Below are 22,905 nucleotides of genomic sequence, written 5' to 3' on the forward strand. Positions count from 1 at the left end.
TGGCTCATCACTTGTTCTGCTTTCTATTTGCATAATTGCCCTTATGCAATGCTATTAAAGAAGCCATTTCGTAGTGGAGATGCAAAAGATTTATTCTAATTTTACATTAAAAAAGAAACGTTTTGATAAAGCAGGAAGTTATTGATAAGGTACTGGAAACAGCACGGATAGAAGAGGTGGTGGGAGACTTCGTTGATTTAAAGAAACGGGGAACTTCTTTGATCGGAAATTGTCCTTTTCACCATGAAAAGACACCTTCCTTCCACGTTTCTGTTTCGAAGGGTATCTATAAGTGTTTTGGTTGTGGTGTCGGTGGGGATTCCCTCAAATTCGTCATGGAACTGGAAAAGTTCTCATACCCCGAAGCCATTCGTTATTTAGCCGATAAATATTCCATTCAAATTGAAGAAGTCGAGCGTTCTCCAGCCCAGCTTGCCGCGCAGGATAAACGGGAAAATCTATATGTGCTAAGCGCTTGGGCCAGTAAATTCTTCGCCGAGCAACTCTGGAAAACTGAAATGGGGCAGGTGATCGGACTCAACTATTTCAAGGAGCGCGGCTACCGTGAGGATATCATCAAAAAATTTGAATTGGGTTATTCGCCTGAGGAATGGACGGCATTGGTCGATAAAGCACAGGTAGCGGGTTTTCACCCAGATTATTTGGCCGCGAGTGGTTTGGCTATTGAACGCGATGATAAATCTTTATATGATCGTTTCCGTGGCCGGGTCATGTTTCCGATTCATAACCTTACAGGCCGTGTCATTGGCTTTGGTGGCCGGACACTAAAGACCGATAAAAAAGTCGCCAAATATGTAAACTCTCCTGAAAGCGAAATCTACCATAAATCCGATGTACTGTATGGATTGAATTTTGCCAAAAAAGCAATTATGGAAGAGGATAATTGCTACTTGGTAGAGGGGTATGCAGATGTTCTTTCGGTACATCAAGCTGGAGTCGAAAATGTTGTTTCCTCCTCGGGAACTTCGTTGACAACAGGTCAGATCAAGCTTATTTCCAGATTCACCAAAAATGTGACCATACTGTATGATGGGGATGAAGCGGGGATCAAAGCCTCCCTACGCGGTACAGATATGCTGCTCGAAGAAGGCTTAAACGTGAAGGTGCTGCTTTTTCCCGACGGTAATGATCCCGACTCTTATGTGCAAAAGTTTGGTGCCACGGCTTTTAAAGATTATGTCAAATCCAATCAGCAGGACTTCATTTTCTACAAAACGAATATTCTGCTTCGCGATGCCAATAACGATCCCATAAAAAGGGCCGAGGTTATTCGCGATGTGGTCGAAAGTATTGCATTGATTCCCGATGAAATTAAGGTTTCTGTTTTTATCCGCGAATGTAGCAGCCTTTTGGATATCGAAGAGCGTATTTTGTTGGCTGAACTCAACAAGATTAGGCTCAATAGAGCAAAGAAGGCGGATAAGGATGCTGCTCGTAAAACTCAGAGTCCGCCGCCAAATACAGGGATGCCCCCTTTCGGAATGGACGGGCCACCGCCGGATTTCTTTATGACAGATGATGAAAGGGCGGGATTACCTCCCATAGAGTCTGTAGAACAGCCTGCACAGCTGACTTCGGAAATTCTCCAGGAACGTGAGATCGTCCGAATTTTAATCAACTATGGTGATTATCTGGCAACCTGGGAAGGTGACGGTGATATTCCAGTTGCAGGATTGCTATTGGGAAATATCAGCGACATTGAATTTAAGGATAAAGCTGCGGCTTATATTTTAAACGTCTATAGAGAAGCTGCGGAAAAATACGAAATTCCAGATACGAAACAATTCTATTCAAACTCTGACCCTGCTATAGCAGATTTGGCGATCAATTGCGTTGCCAGTAAATATTCGCTCAGCGAAAATTGGAATGACGATAAGCGTAAAATTTATGTAACGCAAGAATACGAACATCTAAAACAACTTGTCGTTACAGCGATCTATCGGATCAAGAAACGTAAGATTGAAGCTGAAATGCATCATATTCGTGAAGAAATGAAACATGAACAAGATGTGGCCAACCTGGAAGTCCTTATTTTTAAATATCAGAAATTAAAAGAAGCCGAACGCCTATTGGGCGGCTTTCTGGGCAACACTATTGTAAAGTAATCTTTGATATGGCAAAGCATCTTGAAACGGGCGAATGGGGCGAGCAAATGGCCATGGAATACCTCGTCAAGATAGGCTATAAAATAGTGTTAAGAAATTGGCGATTTAAGAATTTAGAAGTAGATTTGATTGTCGTGGACAAGGATACCTTGGTATTTGTTGAAGTAAAAACGCGGTCGGGAACGGATTTCGGCGAACCTTACGAATTTGTGGATCGCAAAAAACAGCGTCTACTGATTCGTGCAGCTCAGGCTTATATTCTTAAAACAGGTTATGTCGGTGAAGTCAGATTTGATGTTGTCGCAATAACAAAATCTCCCAAAACAGCACTCAATCATATCAAAGATGCGTTTTGGGATAGTTGAGGATACGTACTTATAAATAACTATACATAGATGAGAAAAAAAACTTATTTTATGGCAATTGCAGCACTAGCTTTTGCTTCTTGTAAGTCAAAAAAATCAAGTTTGGAATTTGCCTCTCCTGGAGCAAATCAAGCTGTTTTAAAAGGTGCTCAGGTCCAATTGAAATTGAAATTTGAATCTGTATCAATGGACTCTGTGGCTTATTTTGTAGATGATAAACATGTAGGGTCATCAACAGATACAACGGCAATTACGGTTGATACCAAAGACATGGCCTATGGTACACGTAATATTTCCGCCCTGGTATACAATGCTGGAAAACCCGATTCTGTTTCAAGTACATTTTATGTTGTACCTGAAAATGCGAAGAACTATGGTTTTGAGGTTGTCAACAAATACCCGCACGATACCACAGCTTTTACACAAGGGCTACAGTTTGCGGATGGTATTCTCTACGAATCCAATGGCCGTTATGGAGAGTCCAACTTGAGAAAGGTCGATCTAAAAACAGGCAAAGTACTACAGGAGATCAAATTTGATGAAAAGACTTTTGCCGAAGGAATGACATTGGTTGGTAATAAGTTATTTATGTTGACTTGGCAACAGGGAGAAGGATATGTCTTTGATAAAAATTCTTTTGTCAAGGAAAGTTCCTTTAAATATGAAAATAGCAAAGAAGGTTGGGGCTTGACCTACGATGGCCAGCATTTGATAAAGTCTGATGGATCCAATAAATTGTTCTTTTTAGATGCAACGACCGGTAAAGAGCTAAATGCTATCGGAGTTTACGATGAAGCTGGACCCGTGGATGAACTTAATGAACTGGAATATATAGACGACAAAGTCTACGCAAATGTCTATCAAAAGGATGTTATTGTTATTATAAATCCTCAAACAGGAGCGGTAGAAGGACGGATTAATCTTGTTGGTATCTATGAGCATACTTCCGCTTATGACAATGAATTGAATGGAATTGCTTACGATCAAGCTGGAAAACGTCTTTTTACCACAGGGAAGTTATGGAATACATTATTTGAGATCAAGACAGTTGAAAAATAAATGAACTTCAAGTCTTGATCCTTCTTCGTAAGGTCGACAGTATTGCAAGTTTGTGTAAAATTAGAAGGGGGTATCCAAAAGATTGGATACCCCCTTTTTCATGCAATTTTATACGTATTCCGCTGCCACATCATTTTAGAGATTCAATTCTCAACGGGTCTGATTTGGCTTTTTGAGCATTTTCTTTTTTATTGGCCCCATTCTTTTTTGAAGTATGGATGTTATCGTATGAGGCATGCAATTCAATCTTTTGTATAATGATGCCTCAAGGGCTGAGACAGATCGCTTTTAGAAGTGTATGGAGTGAATGAAACATTATGGCGAGCAGATCTCCGGGAGCGTGCCTCTCTAATAAAGAAGAGCAGAGTTTACCCGACATCAATATAGCTGATGGGTGTATGCTATTATTGTTGGCTGATTTCGCTAGAATAGGCAGTTATAAAAGGAAACTAAAAACCCCTTTGAACCAGTAGGAGCAAAATAGTTAAAGCAAAAAAAGGAATGAAGTTTGAAACTCCATTCCTTTTTTTATATTGATTTAATTTCGATTAATAAATCGGAGTAAACATCCAAGTATCGTCAAAACGAGATGAACCGTTAAGTCCAGTCGTGATGTAACCGTTGTTTCCTACAGCGAAACCAACAGCATCTTGGCGTGCTGAACCAGCGAAAGCGCCGTTATCATTTGTCCAGTAGTCACCAGAAATATTATATTTCCATGTACTATTGATTACTGCATTTTTGTAACCACCAACAACGAATGGTGTACCATTGATCGCGAACGCAGAGGCATTTGAACGAGTCAAATCGTACGTATATGAATTATCAGCTCTATTGATATCGTTCAATTTAGTCCATTTGCTACCATCAAATTTATAGAAATCTTTTGGGTAAGAACCGTTAGAAATACCACCACCTACATAGGCTACATTATTGACAACAAAAGAGAAAGCTGCTTTTCTTTTCGCTGAAAAAGGAGCATCACTAATTGCTTGCCAAGTATTAGCAGCAGGATCATATTTGTAAAACTCATTGGTATTTGTTGTTCCACCACTAACTACAGTTTCACCGGTTCCAACATAAGCCGCACCGTTTAAAGTAAAAGCTACTGCATTAGACAAAGCAATAGGAAGTGGAGCAATGCTTGACCAAGCACCTTTTCCGCCGTTAGCTGTAGGGTCAAATTTGTAGAAATCTGTTAGGTTGTTTGTTCCGTCATTTCCACCACCAACATAACCGACATTACCAATGGAAAAGCCGATGGCACCGTTTCTCTCAACACCTGTGAAAGGTGCTTTTTCAGCCCAAGTATCTGATGCTGCGTCATACGCATACGTGTCTTTCACGCGGAATGGTTTACCACCAGCATTACTTGCTAGACCAGTAGTGACATATGCAACGTTATTTATCAAAAAGCTAGCAGCAGATGAAGTTTGTGGCCCTTTAAAAGCAGCTTTTGCAAACCATTCATCTGATTTGGTTGTGCTGTCGTCACTTTTTTTACAAGAAGAGATAGTTGTAACTGTAAATACAAAAGCTAATAAAACGAGTAGCCAATTTTTCTTGTTCATAAATTATTGAAATTTAGTATAAAGGATGTTTAATTTAATTTTCGGATCATTCTCATTATCTTTTGCCAATATTAACCTGTCTCCAGTTGAAAACAAACTCGATGTCGGTAAAGATAGATATAATGAAGTGTTTTTGTATGCTGTTGTTTTAATTTTTGTCAAATATTCAATCAGATTGAATGTATATTTTCCATTGGAACCAAAATCATCGCCAGGAACTAATGTAGGTGCTTGCACACTTCTAGAATCAGTCGCATAGGGTGTTAATAACATACTAATTGGGTTCCCGTTTGGACTGGCAATCATCAAAATTACATTCTTGGGTTGCGCAAAATTTGTTTTGGCTCCATTTTCTACCTCGATGATCAGTTCCGCTTTATTGATTGCAATGGATGGATTGTTCACCAATTCTAATAACGTTGGAAATTCAATTTTTGCTACAACACCAGTTGAGCCTTCTAAAAATACATTTCCATCAGTTTGTTGACTTGCAAGTTGCGGATTTTTTATGGTCATCGGCGCAAATTTTGTTGCAGAGCGATCTGCTTCAATTTGATTATACTGATAAGCCTTGTTATCAATGGAAAAATATTGTTTGCCAACGGATTTTGTTCCTTCATTATTCAGGAATGAATAATGGACCTGTAAAAATACAGTGTCTTTGAATCCAATAACTGCCGTATTGCTATTGTCAGGGACAAGTGCCAATCCTTTGAAATACTCTTGGAAACTTGTACTATTTTGAATTCGGTTATCATTATTTTTGATCATTGTAAACAACTCATTGCTAATGCTGTTGTTGAATCTAAAAAATAAGGAATCTGCCGATTGTATACGCGGTTTAAAGGAAAGTTGTGCCAGTGGGGTATTTTCATAGGCAAACTTTTGTTTACTGAATATCGCTGCTGAACTTACAAAAACAGGACGTTCATCAACAGGTTTGGTTAAATCAATCTGTGTTTGCGTAATTTCTTCTGTGACACGGTGTACTGCTATCTTTTGTACTTTCGTTGTATCACCGTAAAAATATTTGTTTGGCTTTAATACCAAGGTTACAGAATCCAAGGTAGCATCATCAGGTATAGAAGCATTACTTATCGTTCCTACTCCTAGGCGCATATAAGCTGTAGACTTCATGCTACCCGTAACAGCATTGCTATTCTTTCCTACGAGCATTGTTCCAGTAGCAGAAGTCGGAATATCGTCCAATTGATAAGTCGAAACTTTGGCGGAAACCGTATCAATTGGTACTAAACCGATTGTTTCATCTCTTGAACTATCCAATGAGAGCGAAATGTCTTTATTACAACCAACAAAAGCGGCCAATGTAAAAAGTGGAAGTAAAAGTTGAATACTACGTCTCTTAAAGTCTTTAATCATATTAATTTTTGAATAGTGCAAAAGTAATCAATGCGAACTGTTAATCAGTGTTATATTTTGTTAAATATGGTTAATTACCACAGCGATTGCAAATCTAGTAATTTAAATTTGTTTTAGTTATGGGTAGAAGATTTAAATTACTGATCAGTTTGATCGTTTTAATAGGGGCAGGAATTACTGTAGTGCTAGGCTTTTGGCTTTATGGAAGTTATACCAATCGTCGCGACCTGTTCCTTTCTACCGCAGAGCGTTCACTCTTCAATGCTGTTCAGGAGGCATACCAAGCGCGCAATGGTGATCGGAAGTTAGATGGCCCCGAGGCTGATCGGAATCGCCTCCTCCAAGATGTAAAACGAGAGCTTCTGGGCTTATTGCCAGCTGCTGAACTCGATAAGGCTTTACAACGTGTAAGCGCCGAACGACCTAAAAACGAGCGATTTGATCGCGAGATCCACAGTAGGCGGGAGAAAATGTTTCCCAAAGACCGCGAAGGGCAAGGCGCAATTATCCCGCCCTTTCTGTTCCGGGACTTTGAGATGAACAAAGCTAATCTGGATTTGATCGAAAGGAAGTTTAAAGAATCCCTGAACAATAAGAGCATAGCAGTACCATTTGAAATGGCTATTGTCACGATTCCACACGATCAAATCAAAGATGTACGACGCAAATACCGCGAAGCAAATCTTGCTTGGACGAGACCCATGATGGTTAATCCCATAAAAAATGAATTTCTTGTTATCAAGTTTCAGGAGGATTGGAAGTATTTGCTGTATAGCTTAAGTTGGCAGCTGTTGATCTCACTGCTTTTGATTGGACTGCTGCTTGGGACATTCTTCTATTTGATGAAAACCATTCTCAACCAAAATAAGATGGCCGAGCTGCGTAAGAACTTTGTCGATAACATGACGCATGAACTAAAAACACCGGTTTCCACTGTGATGGCAGCTATAGAAGCGATACAGTTGTATGGTGTGCAGGATGACCGGGAAAAGATGAATCGTTATCTGAATATCTCCAAAAAAGAACTGGAGCATCTGTCCAATATGATTGAAAAAGTGCTTCAGATGGATATTGATGCAACGAGAGGGATTGTGCTGCAGCGTTCTGATTTTGATCTTGTCGCGATGGTGAAAGGAGCCATTGAAGTTGCGCAGCTGAATAAGTCCAAGCAAGTGGACTTTAAGCTCATTGCCGTTCCAAGTGAGATAAGGATCAATGGCGATGAAGCCCACTTAAAAAATGTGATCAATAATTTACTGGAAAACGCGATAAAATATGCTGGACAGCACGTTTATATCGAGGTAGAAGTGAAGGAAATGAAAGAAAATGTCCATATTCGTATTACAGATAATGGTAACGGAATATCCGCAGAATACCATAATCAAATCTTTGATATGTTCTTTCGGGTTCCTTCCGGTAATCTGCACGATGTGAAGGGTTTTGGCTTGGGGCTTGCTTATGTCAAGCAGGTTGTAAAAAGGCACGAGGGCAAGATCACAGTGGACAGTGAGCTGGAAAAAGGGAGTACCTTTAATATCCGATTACCTTACAAATAAAAAGCAATATTTATATTTCAGAAAGAAAATAGGGCCGTTTATCGGACAGTAATTAGGCTGATTTATGCTAAAGATTTCTTAGAAACAAAGCCGAAATATATTTTGATTGAATGACAACGCTATGATTGAAATTTTATATGTAGAAGATGAGCCAAGTCTTGGGATGATCGTTGCCGATAGCCTGGAGGCGAATGGATTTAATGTCACCCATTGTAGCAATGGTCATGAAGCCTTGGAAGCATTTACAGCGGCTCGGCCGGATATTTTGGTCGTAGATGTCATGATGCCCGTGATGGATGGCTTTACATTGGCAACAAAAATACGCGAATCAGACACGCAGATACCCATTATCTTCTTGACGGCCAAAGTGCAGACAGAGGATGTTGTAAAGGGATTTCGTTTGGGCGGAGACGATTACGTCAAAAAACCGTTTAAGATTGAAGAATTGGTTGTGCGGATAGAGTCCCTGTTAAAAAATAGCCCCAAAATGCTGTTCGGCCAAAAGCTGATGATAGGAGACTATAGCCTCGATAGCCTAAAACATCAGTTGACCTATCAAGGTGAGGTGCTTAAGCTGTCTTTCCGTGAAAGTGAGCTGCTGCGGAAGTTATACGAACAAAAAGATAAGGTCATCCCACGCGAGGATATCATGCGAGCCTATTGGAGTCATGATAAATATTTTACGGGACGAAGCTTGGATGTGTTTATCAGCCGGATACGAAAATACCTCAGTCAGGATGACCGCATCAAGATTACCAATGTCAGAGGAGTTGGCTATATGCTTACTGTTGATTGATTGATTGATTGATTGATTGATTGATTGATCGGAGTGTTCCACGTGGATTGGCAATGGTGCATATTAACGACGGGTTTTCATTTCTCCTTTTCTGCCGAGTCCCCGAATATGGTAGGTAAAACTTAATATGGCGTAGCGTGTTATTGCATTTGATTGGGATACACGTACCCAAAGATCATTGACCTGCTGATTGATGTTTTTATTGTCATTAAATAGATCAAATACCGTGAGATTGATCTCGGCATTCCTACGTTTGAACAATTTCTTGCCGATAGAGACATTCCACAACAAACTTGTCGTACTTGGTGAATTCAGGATGCTGCCATTGTAAAGGTAGTTGAACGTTGAATTGAGCGTCCAAGTTTTTAATAAAGTCAATGCAATGGAATTACCAATGGTATGTTTATAGACCGAATAATTCGATTTTTCGCTGGCTGAGTTCTTGGAGAAGGCGATGTTTCCATTGTAATCCAGTCCGATAATGACATCCTTACTGAATGCCGTGTTTACACCGACCCGTTGACTCAGGCCGTACGTTTGCGCATTGACCTTTTCGAGATTCAATAAGGTGTAATTCTGGTTGAAATAGAGGTTATTGTTTAGGTTGAAGTTAAGTTTCCATGGTTCAAGGCGGTATCCAAGGCTATTTTGCCATTTGAGATTATAGACCCCATTGAAATTTTCGGGCCTGATGTATTGCCCACCAGGCCCGAGTATAACATCCGCTGCGATCGTAAATGCTGAATCTGTGGTGAAAATGGTATTGGAGATTTTATGTTCAATAAAATCTGCTGTAATGTCAGAGGTGAAACTTCTGCCCGAGCCTTTATTGATCGATCTAAATTGTACCACAAGGTTATGGTCATATTCTTGCTTAAGATCCGGATTTCCCGAGCTAATGCGTAGTGGATTTTGATTGTCTATAAAATCTTGCAATTGCTCGATGGAAGGGGTATTTGTCTTTGCATTATACCGAAACTCGACCCGAGTATCCTTATTGAAATTATATTGGAAGTTGAGGTTAGGTAGTAGGCTATTGAAGCGGCTTTTTGTGGTCAGTATATTCGGAAACAATTTATCATTGACCTGTGAAGCCGTCTGATAATCTAAACCAATCTGAAATCTTATGCTATCCTTTTTGTTAAATAAGTAGGAAACCCCACCACTATGGTAAACAAAATCATTCCGGAATTCATTGGAAAGACGATTTTTTAATTCCCCTAGCTGGCCTGTTTCGGCTAGAAATTCATAGGTCCTGCGGTCCGAATAGCGTGCCGTATTCCGAAAAGTATAATTCCCTTGCAACCGGGAATACTTACCGAGCATCTCGGTATAGGCTATCTTTGAGCGAAAGCCGTTATTGTCACCCATGGTATAGTTCCTATTGTTGACGGTGTCGACCCGGCTGAATAAGCCCTCTTTATAATAAGAGTTTAGTGCAAAATTTTCCGCATGACTCTTGTTGCTGTTAAATGAGCCATTGAAATTAAAACTGATCGTGCGCCCAGGTTTGTTGAGTCTCCGCATGTAAGTGAGGTCTCCGCTCCAGTTGAAGTTTTCTCCAAAGCTCTTATTCCTGCGGTCGGAACTATTCAGCATTTCTGCTAGATTTAACAAGGTATTGCCTGTGGAACTTGTATTCCTATCGTTACTTTGATAGGAGAAATTAGGCTGAAAGTCCAGTTTCTGAATCGAATCTATCTTCCAGTTTGCGCGGATAGAGAAAGCATGATTGTTGTCGTAAGTACTGTTTAATTGATCTTGATTGTTGATTTGGTTGGCCCGGTTACCTGCCGTATATTCTGTTTTATTTTGGCTGACGATGTTATTGTCCGTATAGTTGTAGGTATAATTCGCATTGAAGTCCATGCGGTCATCGAAAAAGCGATCCAAGTAGTTGAAACCGGCGTTAAAGCGCGTCGTCACCCCTTGTCCGGTACGTCCTCTGGTGTTTCCGCGGGTCGCAAAACCATTGGGCTGATTAACATTGTTGGTATTGATGTCAATTGAATATTGCCGTTTGGGGTTCATTTTGGTTACCTGTGTATTGACGGCATATTTTCGGTCGGGACCCGCACCTCCGGAGAGCTTGCCAAAATAGGATTTTCTTTTATCAGGCTTGGTGACAATATTGATCACTTTCATGCGTTTTCCATCGTCAAAACCACTAAACTTGGCCTGCTCGGTTTTGTCATCGATAATTTGGATCTTGGCGATAACATCGGCCGGAAGGTTTTTTAGGGCAATCTTAGGATCGGTGCTAAAAAACTCCCGACCATCAATAATAATCTTATTGACAGGCTCGCCCTGCGCTTTTACATTGCCATCTTCATCAATTTCAACACCAGGAATCTGTTTGACCAATTCGTCAGCATCTGCAAAATCCTGCGTGATATATTTCTTGGTGTCAAACTCCAGCGTATCTCCTTTAACCTGTATACTGCTCGAAGAAATGTTAATTTCATCCAGTACAATCTCGGCATTAGTGAGTTTAAACATTAAATCGATTGTTTGCCCGATTAGTTTTACACGCCGAAGATCCATGCTGTATCCCATCGGCTGTGTACTGACCAAATAATCTCCGTTGGGAAGTGTACTGCTGCTGAATCTGCCCAAAATGTCTGTCGGAACCTGGACTTTACTGGAATCTTTTACCGCTATAATGGTGATGCTTGCACCTCTGATAGGCTGCGAAGTCGTATTGTCAAGCAGCTTGCCCGTAATATACTGTTGGGCTTGCCCGTTTTTCCCCAATAGCGATAAGCAGATAGAAAAGAACAAGATGGTCCAAAGTTTGATCTTCATCGGTCGAGGTGCAAATGTGTTTTAATGTGTTGTTGACGGTTATATAATTTTATTTCCCAAAAATATGGCACTATTTGTTACGAATTATTATCATTTTAGTTACAATAACCCCAAGTGAATGGAAAGATTAGATATATTTGCAGTAGAATTATAAAATCAACTGAACAAGTCCGTATAACGATCGAGTGATATGCGGATATAGATTAAAAAAATAAAAGATGAAAGAAAGTGTTTTGAGTAGAAAAGAGCGTATTATGAAAGAAGCCTTGTTGCTTTTTTCAGATCAAGGCTATACGAATACCTCTACCAAAACGATTGCCCAAAATGCAGGAGTTTCCGAAGCATTAATCTTTAAACATTTTGGGAATAAAGACGCACTGTTGGTTTATTTGATTAAATCAGGTTATCGTAAGGTTCTTACGCACCACCGCGGAATGATGACCTATCGTGAACCAAAGGAATTTCTGCGCACCATGATCAATCTACCCAATAAATTGGTTACCGCGGAACCCTTATTTTGGAAATTGCAGGAGCGTTTGTCTCATCACCCCTTTTCCAAACAACAGCACGAGCAGTTTATGAAGCCTGTGCAGCCCATTATCCATCGTGCTTTTGAAGATCTGAACTATGAAAATCCAGATCTCGAAACACAATTTCTCTTGTTGATTATCGACAAGCTGTGGAAAAAGGAAGCGATAGGTGAATTGGAAAATGTGATGGAGTTGACGCTGTTTCTAGAGAAAAAATATAACCTGATTTAGCTTAAAAAGCTGAATTATAGTCTTTTCTAAACATCTATTCCTTGATAAAGTTCTTTCGTGCTTATCAAACCGATAATTGAATTGTAATCGTTGGATGGCAGTTGTATTCCGGCGCTGTTATTTTTCTATATATTAAGTGTTAGTATTGCTCCCACCAATTGACATGCGGTATATTTCAGCTCTGCACCTTACGAATTGCTGTTTTATGCGTGTTTATATGAAATTGTTGCAAAAACAATTTCATATTGTCCAAAATAATAACGTCCTTAGTATTTCTATTTTAAATACATTATACAAACTAATTTATGTTCAAAAAACTCGGTCTGGGAATATTGGCATTAGTCGGCACAATTTCTTTTTTGAAAGCTCAGGACAAAAAAGATTTTGTGAAATACATCAACTCCCAGCATGCATGGGTCGATGCGGTATTCAATACGTTGACGCCAAAAGAAAAAGTTGCACAGTTATTTTTGGTTAGGGCACACACCAATTTAGGACAGAAATATATTGACTCCGTAGCTCAGGTTATACAGGACCAACATTTGGGCGGTCTCGTTGTTTTTCAGGGCGGTCCTGTCCGCCATGTTGATATGTTCAATCGGTATCAATCCCTGTCCAAGGTCCCATTGATGGTGACATTTGATGGCGAGTGGGGATTAGGCATGCGTATGCCAGATTCTACTTTGTCGTTCCCTTATCAGATGACTTTAGGGGCCGTTCAGGATAATCAGCTGATTTATCGCATGGGACGTGAGGTTGCTTTAGACTTCCAACGTATAGGTATGCATTTCAATTTTGCCCCTGATGTGGATATCAACAATAACCCTAAAAATCCCGTTATCGGTATCCGCTCCTTCGGTGATAATAAATATAATGTAACCCAGAAAGCTAAAGCGTATATGGACGGTATGGTGGATGGTGGTATCCTGGCTTCCATTAAACACTTCCCGGGGCATGGCGATACAGATGTGGATTCTCATTATGATCTGCCGCAACTACCTTTCGACAAAAAACGTTTGGATACCCTGGAGTTGTATCCGTTCAAAGAGCTTATTAAAGCCGGTGCACCTGCTGTTATGGTGGCCCACATGAATATTCCGAGTTTAGATGACACGCCTAATATGCCATCTTCCATCTCTAAAAAGGTTGTAACCGATCTTTTGCGTAATGAACTTGGCTTTAAAGGACTAACAGTTACTGATGCAATGGACATGAAAGGTGTAAAGAAGTTTTTTCCAAATGGAGAAGCCGACGTACAGGCGATTATCGCAGGGCATGATTTACTTGAAGTGTCGGAGAATAGCAAGCGTGCGATCGATTTGATTGTAAAAGCTATTGAAGAAGGACGTATCACGCAGGCCGATATTGATGCGCGGGTAAAACGAGTGCTTGCCGCTAAGCTCTGGCTTGGTTTAGATAAATATCAGGCAACTGTACAACAGAATCTATACCATGATTTACATCGTGCTTCAGCTGTTCAACTCATTGACGAACTGTCCGATGCAGCGATCACCGCTTTGAACTCGACAGAAAAATTAAAATCCTTCAAAAAGGATTTACCTACGGCTATTATCAACATTGGTATTACAGCCAATCAGACCTTCCAAAATGAATTGGCTAGTGCACTCACAAATGAAACACAATATTTCATCACGGATAGCACAAGTAAGGAAGATATCAAACGTCTTACCAAAGAAATCAAGAAGAACAAACAATTTATTATTGCCGTACACGATACGAGACTTCGTCCACGTCCGACCATGGTATTAAATAAAGATGTTCAGGGCCTGATGAAGAAATTTGCAAAAAAATCAATCCTGACTTTATTTACCAATGCCTATGCTGTGGATGGATTTGAAGCATCCAAAAAAGCAAAAACAATTTTGCTGGCCTATCAAAATGATGCTTTCATGCAGAAAGCGGCAGTGAAAACTATTTTAGGGCAAAATACGCCGAAAGGAAAACTCCCTGTTACGATAAACAAAAAATTTAAATACGGACAGGGGAAATAAAGCATTATAAAATCACACCAACACGGTACCTCTTCCAAAAATGGCCCTCCTGCAATTGCAAAGCCATTTCGGAAGGGGTATTTTTTTTAGCAACACTTAAATCTCTTCATGGGCGGACCTGCTATCGGATGGCTTACTTTCATTTTTCATACGGTCAATCGCCGTCACGACATATTTATACTTTTGATGCTGTTTGATATCGTCATCGGTATATTGAAGCTTATCCCCATCAAAGGTGATAAAAATGATTTTTCCAGGGTCTTTAATGTTTACTTTTTCATCGAGGTTGAAGCGATAGATCACATAGCCATAAGCCGACTCCCCATCATTGGCCACATCGGGTTTTTGCCAAAATAAGGTATTCATTTTACCATTGGCCGAATTTTTCACCAGAAGACCGAAGGGGGCATTGGGTGGGATACTATCTAACCAAGGCATTGTAGGGGGTAAAGCCGGTGTACGGTACAGGTCATTTCGCATGGAATCCTGCAGTCCAACAAGATTGTCCGTGAGTGACTTGGAACTGAAATAAATACTTCCCTCCACATCGTGCTCCTCCCTTAAGTGGCGTACCTGTCTGGGGATCTGACTACGGTCTGTCCAGCCGATTTTATTTTCGGTAACACGATAAGCTCCATGCCCGACATAAAAGTGACGGCCATAGGTGTGTTTCTGCCACCAGTCAACCAAGATCTCATAGGCTGCTGCGCGATTTTTGAATGGAAAGTAGATCTGTGGATTGATATAATCGATCCAACCTTCCTGCATCCATTTGACACCGTCAGCATACAGTTCCCGGTAAGCGCTAAGACCACGGGTATCTGATCCGGCACTGTTATTTTCTTTGTTGTCCCATACCCCACAAGGACTAATGCCATATTTGACATATGGTTTTATCTTTTTGATGGCAACACCAAGATCGTGCACCAGTACGTTGACATTGTTGCGTCGCCAGTCGTCAATTTTCTCGATCCCATTATTATATTGACCAAAGGTAATCTGATCCGGTACCGGTGTATTTCTGCTATCGGGATAGGGGTAAAAATAATCATCGAAATGAATGCCATCTACATCGTAGTTTTTGACCACATCCATGATGACATCAATAATATATTTGCGAACTTCCGGAATACCGGGGTTGAAAAGCTTCTTGCCAGCATAGGTGAAGAACCATTCCGGGTGACGCTTGGTAATATGCTCATCCGAAAAATGAGCCGGATTTAATGTTGTGGAAGCACGATACGGATTGAACCAGGCATGGAGTTCCATTCCTCTCTTGTGGGCCTCGGTGATGGCAAACTCCAAGGGGTCATAAAATGGCGAAGGTGGTAATCCCTGTTTCCCGGTTAGATATCTACTCCATGGTTCTCTGCCCTTCGCGTAAAATGCGTCGGCAGCTGGACGTACCTGCAAAATAATGGCATTCAGTCCCGCGCTGCGGTGCTGGTCCAATAAATCAATAAACTCCTGTTTTTGCTGTGCGACATTATTGCCCGCTTTGACAGATGGCCAGTCAATATTACCTATGGTTGCAACCCACACGCCACGAAACTCCCGCTTAGGTAGTTGCTGGGAATACGTTCTAATCGAAAATAAACAGATAACAATGGTAAAAAAAGAATATAAATATGTTTTTCCCGTCATTCTATAAATTATAGCCAACAAAGATAGGGAAGCATTTCTTACTTTTTCCCTAAAAAATGTAAGATGTTTGTTGGATACTTGTTAAAAGAACCTGAGCTTGGTTTTCAAATTGATAATAATGCAAATACAAGTAACATTGTACTTTATTTGTGCTAATTTAGATGCGGTTTTCACAAAAGCAATGGCTTGATCGGCTAATCACAATAAAAAAGATTATGAGCAAAGAACAAATATCCGTTTTTGACATGTTTAAGATTGGTATAGGGCCCTCGAGTTCGCATACCTTGGGACCTTGGCGTGCAGCCCAGCAATTTACAGCTGTTCTTAGGTCAAAAGGTGTCTTGCATGAAGTCGAACAAGTCAAAATCCTGCTGTATGGTTCTTTGGCCAAAACCGGTGCTGGACATGGTACCGATATTGCTGTGCTCCTGGGACTAAGTGGAGATGATCCGGTTACCTTTGATGTCAATAGCGTGATGCCCAAAGTCGAGCATATTAAGACAGTTGGCGAACTGGAAGTCGCTGGCGAACGGACGATTCCTTTTTCCTATCCGGAAGACCTCTTGTTTCTATACGCGGAAAGTTTACCTTTTCACCCCAACGCAGTGACCTTTCAGGCATTCCTATCCAATGGTAAGGCAATTACTGAAACCTATTATTCGATAGGTGGCGGTTTTGTGGTGCAGGAAAATGATACTGAAGGTGTTTTGTCTGAAGTGGACCTTCCGTTTCCTGTCGATACTGCACAGGAACTCTTGCATTGGACGATGAAAACGGGTCTGAAAATCTCGGAGCTGGTCCTTGAAAATGAATGTGCATGGCGTGAAGAAAGTGAAACCGTGGCAGGCGTTTTGAATATTTATAAAACAATACATGAATGTATCTACCGCGGCTGTCATACTGGCGGGACATTACCTGGGGGCTTAAATGTCGAACGTAGAGCAGCCAAGCTAAACAAGAAGTTAATGCAGGGACGAAGTTATCAAGATTATGAGTCCTGGGTAGCGGCCATTCGCGAGGGCGGCCAAAACTTTCAATATATTCTGGATTGGGTAAGTTGTTTTGCACTTGCCGTAAATGAGGAGAACGCCTCTTTCGGACGTGTGGTTACAGCTCCTACCAATGGGGCCTCAGGCGTTATCCCAGCGGTGTTGCAATATTACATTACTTTCCACGACGGAATGCTTGAAAATAAAATTATCCAATTTATTCTTACCGCATCCGAGATCGGATCGATATTTAAGAAAAATGCAACCATTTCAGCCGCAATGGGCGGTTGTCAGGCCGAGATTGGCGTTTCATCAGCGATGGCAGCCGGCGCGCTGACAGAAGTACTCGGCGGATCACAGCGCCAGGTGCTGATGGCTGCCGAGATTGCCATGGAACATCACCTCGGATTGACATGCGATCCAATCGGTGGACTGGTACAAATTCCTTGCATCGAACGCAACACAATGGGAGCCATTAAAGCCATTACTGCGGCACAATTGGCACTGCAATCGAATCCGGATAAAGCAAAAGTAAGTTTGGATACAGTGGTTAAAACTATGTGGGAGACTGCTTTGGATATGAATGCCAAATATAAGGAAACAGCAGATGGTGGATTGGCCGTCAATATTCCATTGAGTTTGCCGGAATGTTAATGACTGCCGAAGTTTTCTCGTTTTTCGTATCTTTGACGCGGTAAAATAGATCTATTCTTATAAAGAGCATAAACGAATGAAATATTGTGCAATCGCCTCCGGAAGTAATGGGAACTGTTATTATGTCGCTAAAGATGATTCTGCTATCTTGATAGATGCTGGAATCAACAGCAAGCATATACACCTGCGGATGTACAATCTGGGTATTTTACCGACTCAGATCAAAGCAATTTTCATTACCCATGAACATTCTGATCATATTAGAGGCCTATCTGTATTTGCCAAAAAATATAATTTACCGGTTTATATTACCAAGGGAAGTTACGATGGCACCCGTTTGCATCTTCCATCCCATTTGGTCCATATCATTTCTCCTGATGAGGTTGTTGAAATTGGAGGACTTAAGGTGTACGGTATTCCCAAATATCACGATGCCAAAGAACCCTGCAGCTTTCTTGTCTCAGATGGAACATACAATATCGGTGTCCTGACAGATATTGGACGACCTTGCGAAAATGTGCAGCATGTTATTCAACATTCGGATGTTTTGCTCCTGGAATCAAATTATGACGAGGAGATGTTGCGTACAGGACGCTATTCCTATTTTCTGAAAAATCGGATCAGCAGTGGTTGGGGACACTTGTCAAATCGTGTTGCCGTCGAACTGTTTAACGCCTACAAAACCGACCGTCTTAAACATCTTATCCTCACTCACCTCTCCGGCGAAAATAATACCGTCGATCTGGTACAGCAAACTTTCGAACCACATTGCGAACGTATCCAGCTACATGTCGCGACACGTTACCAGGAAACAGAATTATTCGACCTGAAACTTGTGCTGGAAAACCATGTGGCATCTTTTTCAATCCTTTCCGCACTCTCTTCCTAACTAACAACGCTCTTTTTGTTCGCTGTATTTCTTCAGTTAAAGCGTAAGAATACTGTAAAATGAAAAAATTAGTTGTTTTAAAAAGATTTCCTGTTATATTTGCTTTGTTTTTAATCAGTCTAAATAATATCTTTTATACTTATTTGGACAACAAGAAACAAAAAACACCATGTAATAGACGGCAATCTATCACATGGCGTTAATCTACATACAGCGGCAACTGCATGTAGATGACTGAAACAGCACGCTGTGTCAGTTACTCCCGATATACGATATGGAAGAACTTGCAAGATAACGAATTTTATTATTTTATTCGTTGTTAAGCATATGCAAAACCTGCAAATTCTCCCATAATAAGTTGAAGAAAACTAAACATCAATCAACATATTATGAAAATTTTAATTTCATTTTTTACATTCCTTACGGTATTACTGTGTAGTCATACTAGTCATGCCCATGCCCTTTGGATTGAATCATCTTCTTATGGAACGTTAAACCAATCCCATGAAGTCAAGGTATATTACGGCGAGTTTGCAACGAATGAAAGAGATCAGGTCGACAAATGGTACTCCGACATGAAGGACTTCTCATTAATGTTGCATGTCCCGGGACAGGAACCCGTCAAGCTTCAATTGACGAATCAAGGCGATCACTTTAGCGGTTCATTCCAACCTACAGCAGCCGGAACCTATTTCCTATCCATTGTTAAAGCACCTAAAGATCTAGGCGGTAAAACGAAATATGAATTTTCTTCCTTAGTGCCTGTTATCGTAGGAAAGTCTGCAACACTCGATTATAAAAATGTAAAAAGCCCATTGCAAATAGAGTTGCTTGGTGCGGCTAACGCAAAAAAGGGGCAACGTATACAAGCAAAGATCACCAGCTTCGGCAAAGCTGTTCCACAGGCCAAAGTTTCTGTTTTTTCGACTACCGGTTGGGGAAAAGAGTTTGTTGCGGACGAGCATGGCATCCTGACATTTGACGCAATATGGGCTGGTCCATACGTCTTGGAAGCAAGTACGTTTGCTGAAACTGCAGGTGAACATGAAGGGAAAGCCTATGCTTCGACATGGCAGGGAAGTACGACTTTCATTACTGTCAAATAACCGCAGCTACAGCGCAGACAGCATAAGGGTCTAATCTGAAACGATGGCAACACCAATGGGTCCTTACAAAAAAAATATCTAAGAAAAATCTACTATAATAAAACATCTACCATACTACATTCATGAATAAAACTTTATCCTTTTTGGCTATTCCTATGATTAGTTCGGTCTTTTCTGTTGCACAAGCACAGACGAACAAAGTCATTGAAGGAATTCTTATCAATGAAAAATCCGAACCTATCACAGGAGCGACAGTAAAATTAACTAATACAGGTGTGACCACCAGCACAGATAGTGAGGGGCATTTCGCTTTTCATAAGCTTTCATCCAAAACCTACCATATCGAGATTAAAGCGATCGGTTACGGTAAGCATACGATGGAAGTGAACGTAACAGATGAGACGGCAAACCTTGGTCCCATTATCTTAAAGGACCAATCGCAAGCTATTGACGAAGTTGCGGTTTATGGTAAATACTATGAGCATTATAAGTTTGACAGTATCTCCGGATCGTTACGCCTTAAAACACCAATCCTAGAGCTGCCTCAAAATATACAGGTTATTTCTTCCGATTTAATGGCAGATCAACAGGTTTTCGACATTGTTGATGGTATTACGCGTAATGTTAGTGGCGCAACACGTCAGGGCCATTGGGACAACCAATATGCCAATATCCGTATGCGTGGCTCTAAGATCCCTGCATTCCGTAATGGGATGAACATTGAAGCTTCTTGGGGGCCTACAGCCGAAGATGCAAGTATGATCGAACGGATCGAATTTGTAAAAGGACCAGCCGGTTTTATGCTTGCCAATGGCGAACCTGGCGGCTTTTATAATGTGGTAACAAAAAAACCTACCGGTAATACCAAGGGGTCTGTTACCCTGAATACAGGGAGCTTCAGTACCTATCGCGCTGCCGTTGACTTGGATGGTAAATTGCGCAAAGATGGCAAACTGCTTTACCGTCTGAATGTGGCCGGACAACAAAAAGATTTTTTTACAAAATATAATTACAGTAACCGTCTTGTTATAGCGCCAGTGGTTACCTATAAAGTAGATTCTTTGACGAACTTAACATTTGAATACACCTACCAAGGGTCTACCTACCTATCAAATGGTAATTATACGTTCTCACCCAAAGGATTTGCCGATCCGGGTATTGCCAATGACTTCTTCTATGGTGATCCCTCCATGGAGCCCGGAAAGCTAAAAGACCATAGTGCCTATATTTACCTGGATCGCAAACTAAACGAAAACTGGAAATTGCATGCACAGATGGCCTATTTCAATTTTGATATGAAAGCCACCAGTACATGGCTGAATTACATGAAAGCCAATGGCGATATGCCACGTTATTACAGTATTGCCGACGAACATGGTGAAAATAGTTTTGGTCAGGTTTCTTTAAACGGAGAAGAATATACCGGAAGCGTTCGTCATCGGATTTTGGTGGGAGCCGACTATGGTAATAAGAAGTTCTGGGGCGATTTTAGAACGATTTTAGATTCGATTCCTTCAGCTCCGCTCAACGTCTATGATCCTAAATACGGTATTCCAGGCAGTGTATTCCCTACGCTGGATCGTTCGCAGAGTGTAAAGGTCCGTGCGGGCGGTAGCAACTACGTGACTTCAACAAACTATATGTCATTCTACGCGCACGATGAATTGGCGTTCCTGGAAGAGAAATTGCGTTTATCGCTTGGCTTACGCTATACAATTAATGAGACCATAGGAAAAACGTCTGTAGCTGACAGAACCGATAAAGCATTTACGCCGAGGGTAGGGTTGAGCTATTCGATCGATAAATCCATGAGTGTATATGGCTTGTTTGATCAATCTTTTGTTCCTGTCGCTGGTACCGACTGGGAAGGTAATGCTTTCAAACCAATACGCGGAAATGATTTAGAAGCAGGTGTTAAGAAAGAGTGGATGGGTGGAAAATGGATCTCCACGTTAAGTGCCTACACTATTGCCCGTAAAAATGCGCTGGTAGCTGACCCCGATCCGAGTCACGTCGTTAATGGTGTGTCATTCCAGACCCAATTGGGAGAAACCAGAAGCAAGGGTATCGAATTTGATGTCACCGGTGAAATTATTAAGGGGCTGAATGTGAATGCAAATTATGCCTTGACAGATTCGAAGATCTCCAAAGATACCAAAGAAGAAAATATAGGTAATATCACTCCGAATACGGCCAAACATACAGCCAATGCATTTGTATCCTATCGTATTCAGGATGGGAAAGTGCGTGGACTTGGCTTTATGGGAAGTGTTCAGGGAATGTTTGACCGTGCAGTTGGGACAACAAAAGAAAGTAATTTCAAGAATTATCTGCGTACCGATGCAGGCATCAGCTATCAAAAAGGGAAGTATGCCATTTCGGTCGTAATCAATAATGTGTTGGACAACCGCAAATTGCTGACTGCTGGATCGATCTCCAAAGCAAGTGCGGCCGTTCAGAAGCTCGGTGGTGTGGATTATTATTCCTATATCGTCGAAGCCAGACGTAACTTCCGCATGGGAGTGACCTATAAATTTTAACGGACCGATCCAGATAAATTATAGAATCGATGTATAGTACACTGTTAATCGTTATACTCATGGGAGCCTATCTTTTTTACAACACGAGCAAAAAGGTGAAGTTTGGCCCTAGACCACAATGGCTCGAAAAATTGTGCGCACAAACGAAGTTTGTGCGCACATTGAGCATGCTGCTATTGATCTTTCCATTTATAGCTGTTCTTTATCTGCAAGGCTTTGGAGCAGGTTTTTTTGCTTTTTTTGCCTATTTCATGTGCATGATGTGTCTTGTGGTCCTATTAAATCCTTATCGCTATTTCAAATTATACCCAATTATGGGATTGTATGTATTTAGCCTTTGTGTTGAATTATTGATTTCTTAACCGATTAAATATGCCTGCTAATAAAAAATACCTCAGTACGCCATTTCAGCGATTCCTGAAAATTACAGCCGGATTTATCGGTGGTTATGTCGTCATGATCTCTTTCCACGTGTTGGTCACTCATATTTTTGAGAAAAAGGATGTTGTTGCCACGGCTTGCTTCACGGGCTATCTCCTATGGGCAGTACTGCTCTTATTGGCCTTTCTTGCTAAGAGTGGATGGAAAATATGGGGGATATATTTAGTGTTGGCTGTCCTTTTCTCCCTGCCCTATTTCTTCAAACTGTAAG

General features: G+C 41.0%; 17 protein-coding genes. 13 read left to right on the top strand and 4 right to left on the bottom strand.

What is annotated here, in order from left to right; translation table 11 throughout:
* Window positions 1-122 precede the first annotated feature (122 nt).
* From dnaG to B4Z90_RS17380, 3 genes are read left to right on the top strand one after another with little or no spacing between them, the layout of a single operon-like run.
* Window positions 123-2,126, top strand: a complete 2,004-nt coding sequence (dnaG, locus tag B4Z90_RS17370; protein WP_112375067.1) for a DNA primase — start codon at window positions 123-125, stop codon at window positions 2,124-2,126.
* An 8-nt stretch (window positions 2,127-2,134) separates the two neighbouring features.
* The gene (locus B4Z90_RS17375; protein ID WP_046672699.1) at window positions 2,135-2,491 is read left to right on the top strand and encodes a YraN family protein; all 357 of its coding nucleotides are present in this window, start codon (window positions 2,135-2,137) and stop codon (window positions 2,489-2,491) included.
* 30 nt (window positions 2,492-2,521) lie between these two features.
* Window positions 2,522-3,550: a glutaminyl-peptide cyclotransferase gene (locus tag B4Z90_RS17380; protein WP_204990870.1), complete on the top strand. Its 1,029-nt coding sequence runs from the start codon at window positions 2,522-2,524 to the stop codon at window positions 3,548-3,550.
* A gap of 548 nt (window positions 3,551-4,098) precedes the next feature.
* Here the strand turns inward: B4Z90_RS17380 and B4Z90_RS17385 are convergent.
* Window positions 4,099-5,121: a Kelch repeat-containing protein gene (locus tag B4Z90_RS17385; RefSeq protein ID WP_046672697.1), complete on the bottom strand. Its 1,023-nt coding sequence runs from the start codon at window positions 5,119-5,121 to the stop codon at window positions 4,099-4,101.
* Between the two features lie 3 nt (window positions 5,122-5,124).
* Window positions 5,125-6,501 carry a DUF4270 family protein gene (locus tag B4Z90_RS17390; protein ID WP_070561369.1) on the bottom strand — a complete coding sequence of 459 codons (1,377 nt, stop codon included), beginning with the start codon at window positions 6,499-6,501 and terminating at the stop codon, window positions 5,125-5,127.
* 119 nt (window positions 6,502-6,620) lie between these two features.
* Here B4Z90_RS17390 and B4Z90_RS17395 point away from each other — a divergent pair, with 119 nt between their 5' ends.
* A complete protein-coding gene (locus tag B4Z90_RS17395) occupies window positions 6,621-8,057 on the top strand; it encodes a sensor histidine kinase (protein ID WP_112375066.1) in 1,437 nt (478 codons plus the stop codon).
* A 121-nt stretch (window positions 8,058-8,178) separates the two neighbouring features.
* A complete protein-coding gene (locus B4Z90_RS17400) occupies window positions 8,179-8,853 on the top strand; it encodes a response regulator transcription factor (protein WP_070561365.1) in 675 nt (224 codons plus the stop codon).
* A 63-nt stretch (window positions 8,854-8,916) separates the two neighbouring features.
* Here the strand turns inward: B4Z90_RS17400 and B4Z90_RS17405 are convergent, their stop codons facing one another.
* On the bottom strand, window positions 8,917-11,658 hold the full coding sequence (locus B4Z90_RS17405; protein ID WP_112375065.1) for an outer membrane beta-barrel protein: 2,742 nt from the start codon (window positions 11,656-11,658) through the stop codon (window positions 8,917-8,919).
* Window positions 11,659-11,876: 218 nt separating this feature from the next.
* On the opposite strand from B4Z90_RS17405, the gene B4Z90_RS17410 reads away from it, so the two are divergent.
* Complete coding sequence (locus B4Z90_RS17410) at window positions 11,877-12,419, top strand: TetR/AcrR family transcriptional regulator (RefSeq protein ID WP_070561361.1); 543 nt, start codon at window positions 11,877-11,879, stop codon at window positions 12,417-12,419.
* A 305-nt stretch (window positions 12,420-12,724) separates the two neighbouring features.
* Window positions 12,725-14,431 carry a glycoside hydrolase family 3 protein gene (locus B4Z90_RS17415; RefSeq protein ID WP_115046411.1) on the top strand — a complete coding sequence of 569 codons (1,707 nt, stop codon included), beginning with the start codon at window positions 12,725-12,727 and terminating at the stop codon, window positions 14,429-14,431.
* A 96-nt stretch (window positions 14,432-14,527) separates the two neighbouring features.
* Here the strand turns inward: B4Z90_RS17415 and B4Z90_RS17420 are convergent, their stop codons facing one another.
* Window positions 14,528-16,075: a glycoside hydrolase family 10 protein gene (locus B4Z90_RS17420; RefSeq protein WP_070561357.1), complete on the bottom strand. Its 1,548-nt coding sequence runs from the start codon at window positions 16,073-16,075 to the stop codon at window positions 14,528-14,530.
* A gap of 215 nt (window positions 16,076-16,290) precedes the next feature.
* On the opposite strand from B4Z90_RS17420, the gene B4Z90_RS17425 reads away from it, so the two are divergent.
* From B4Z90_RS17425 to B4Z90_RS17450, 6 genes are all read left to right on the top strand, one after another.
* A complete protein-coding gene (locus tag B4Z90_RS17425; protein ID WP_070561512.1) occupies window positions 16,291-17,718 on the top strand; it encodes an L-serine ammonia-lyase in 1,428 nt (475 codons plus the stop codon).
* A 76-nt stretch (window positions 17,719-17,794) separates the two neighbouring features.
* Window positions 17,795-18,607 (top strand): MBL fold metallo-hydrolase, encoded by an 813-nt coding sequence (locus tag B4Z90_RS17430; RefSeq protein WP_046672690.1) that lies wholly within the window; start codon window positions 17,795-17,797, stop codon window positions 18,605-18,607.
* Between the two features lie 389 nt (window positions 18,608-18,996).
* Complete coding sequence (locus tag B4Z90_RS17435) at window positions 18,997-19,713, top strand: DUF4198 domain-containing protein (RefSeq protein ID WP_112375064.1); 717 nt, start codon at window positions 18,997-18,999, stop codon at window positions 19,711-19,713.
* A gap of 122 nt (window positions 19,714-19,835) precedes the next feature.
* On the top strand, window positions 19,836-22,253 hold the full coding sequence (locus tag B4Z90_RS17440) for a TonB-dependent siderophore receptor (protein ID WP_112375063.1): 2,418 nt from the start codon (window positions 19,836-19,838) through the stop codon (window positions 22,251-22,253).
* 29 nt (window positions 22,254-22,282) lie between these two features.
* Window positions 22,283-22,615 (top strand): hypothetical protein, encoded by a 333-nt coding sequence (locus B4Z90_RS17445; RefSeq protein ID WP_112375062.1) that lies wholly within the window; start codon window positions 22,283-22,285, stop codon window positions 22,613-22,615.
* A gap of 10 nt (window positions 22,616-22,625) precedes the next feature.
* Window positions 22,626-22,904 (top strand): hypothetical protein, encoded by a 279-nt coding sequence (locus B4Z90_RS17450; protein WP_046672687.1) that lies wholly within the window; start codon window positions 22,626-22,628, stop codon window positions 22,902-22,904.
* The last annotated feature ends 1 nt before the right edge of the window (window position 22,905 follow it).

It is taken from the genome of Sphingobacterium sp. UBA5639 (genome assembly GCF_002421245.1).
GTDB classification, from domain to species: Bacteria; Bacteroidota; Bacteroidia; order Sphingobacteriales; family Sphingobacteriaceae; genus Sphingobacterium; species Sphingobacterium multivorum.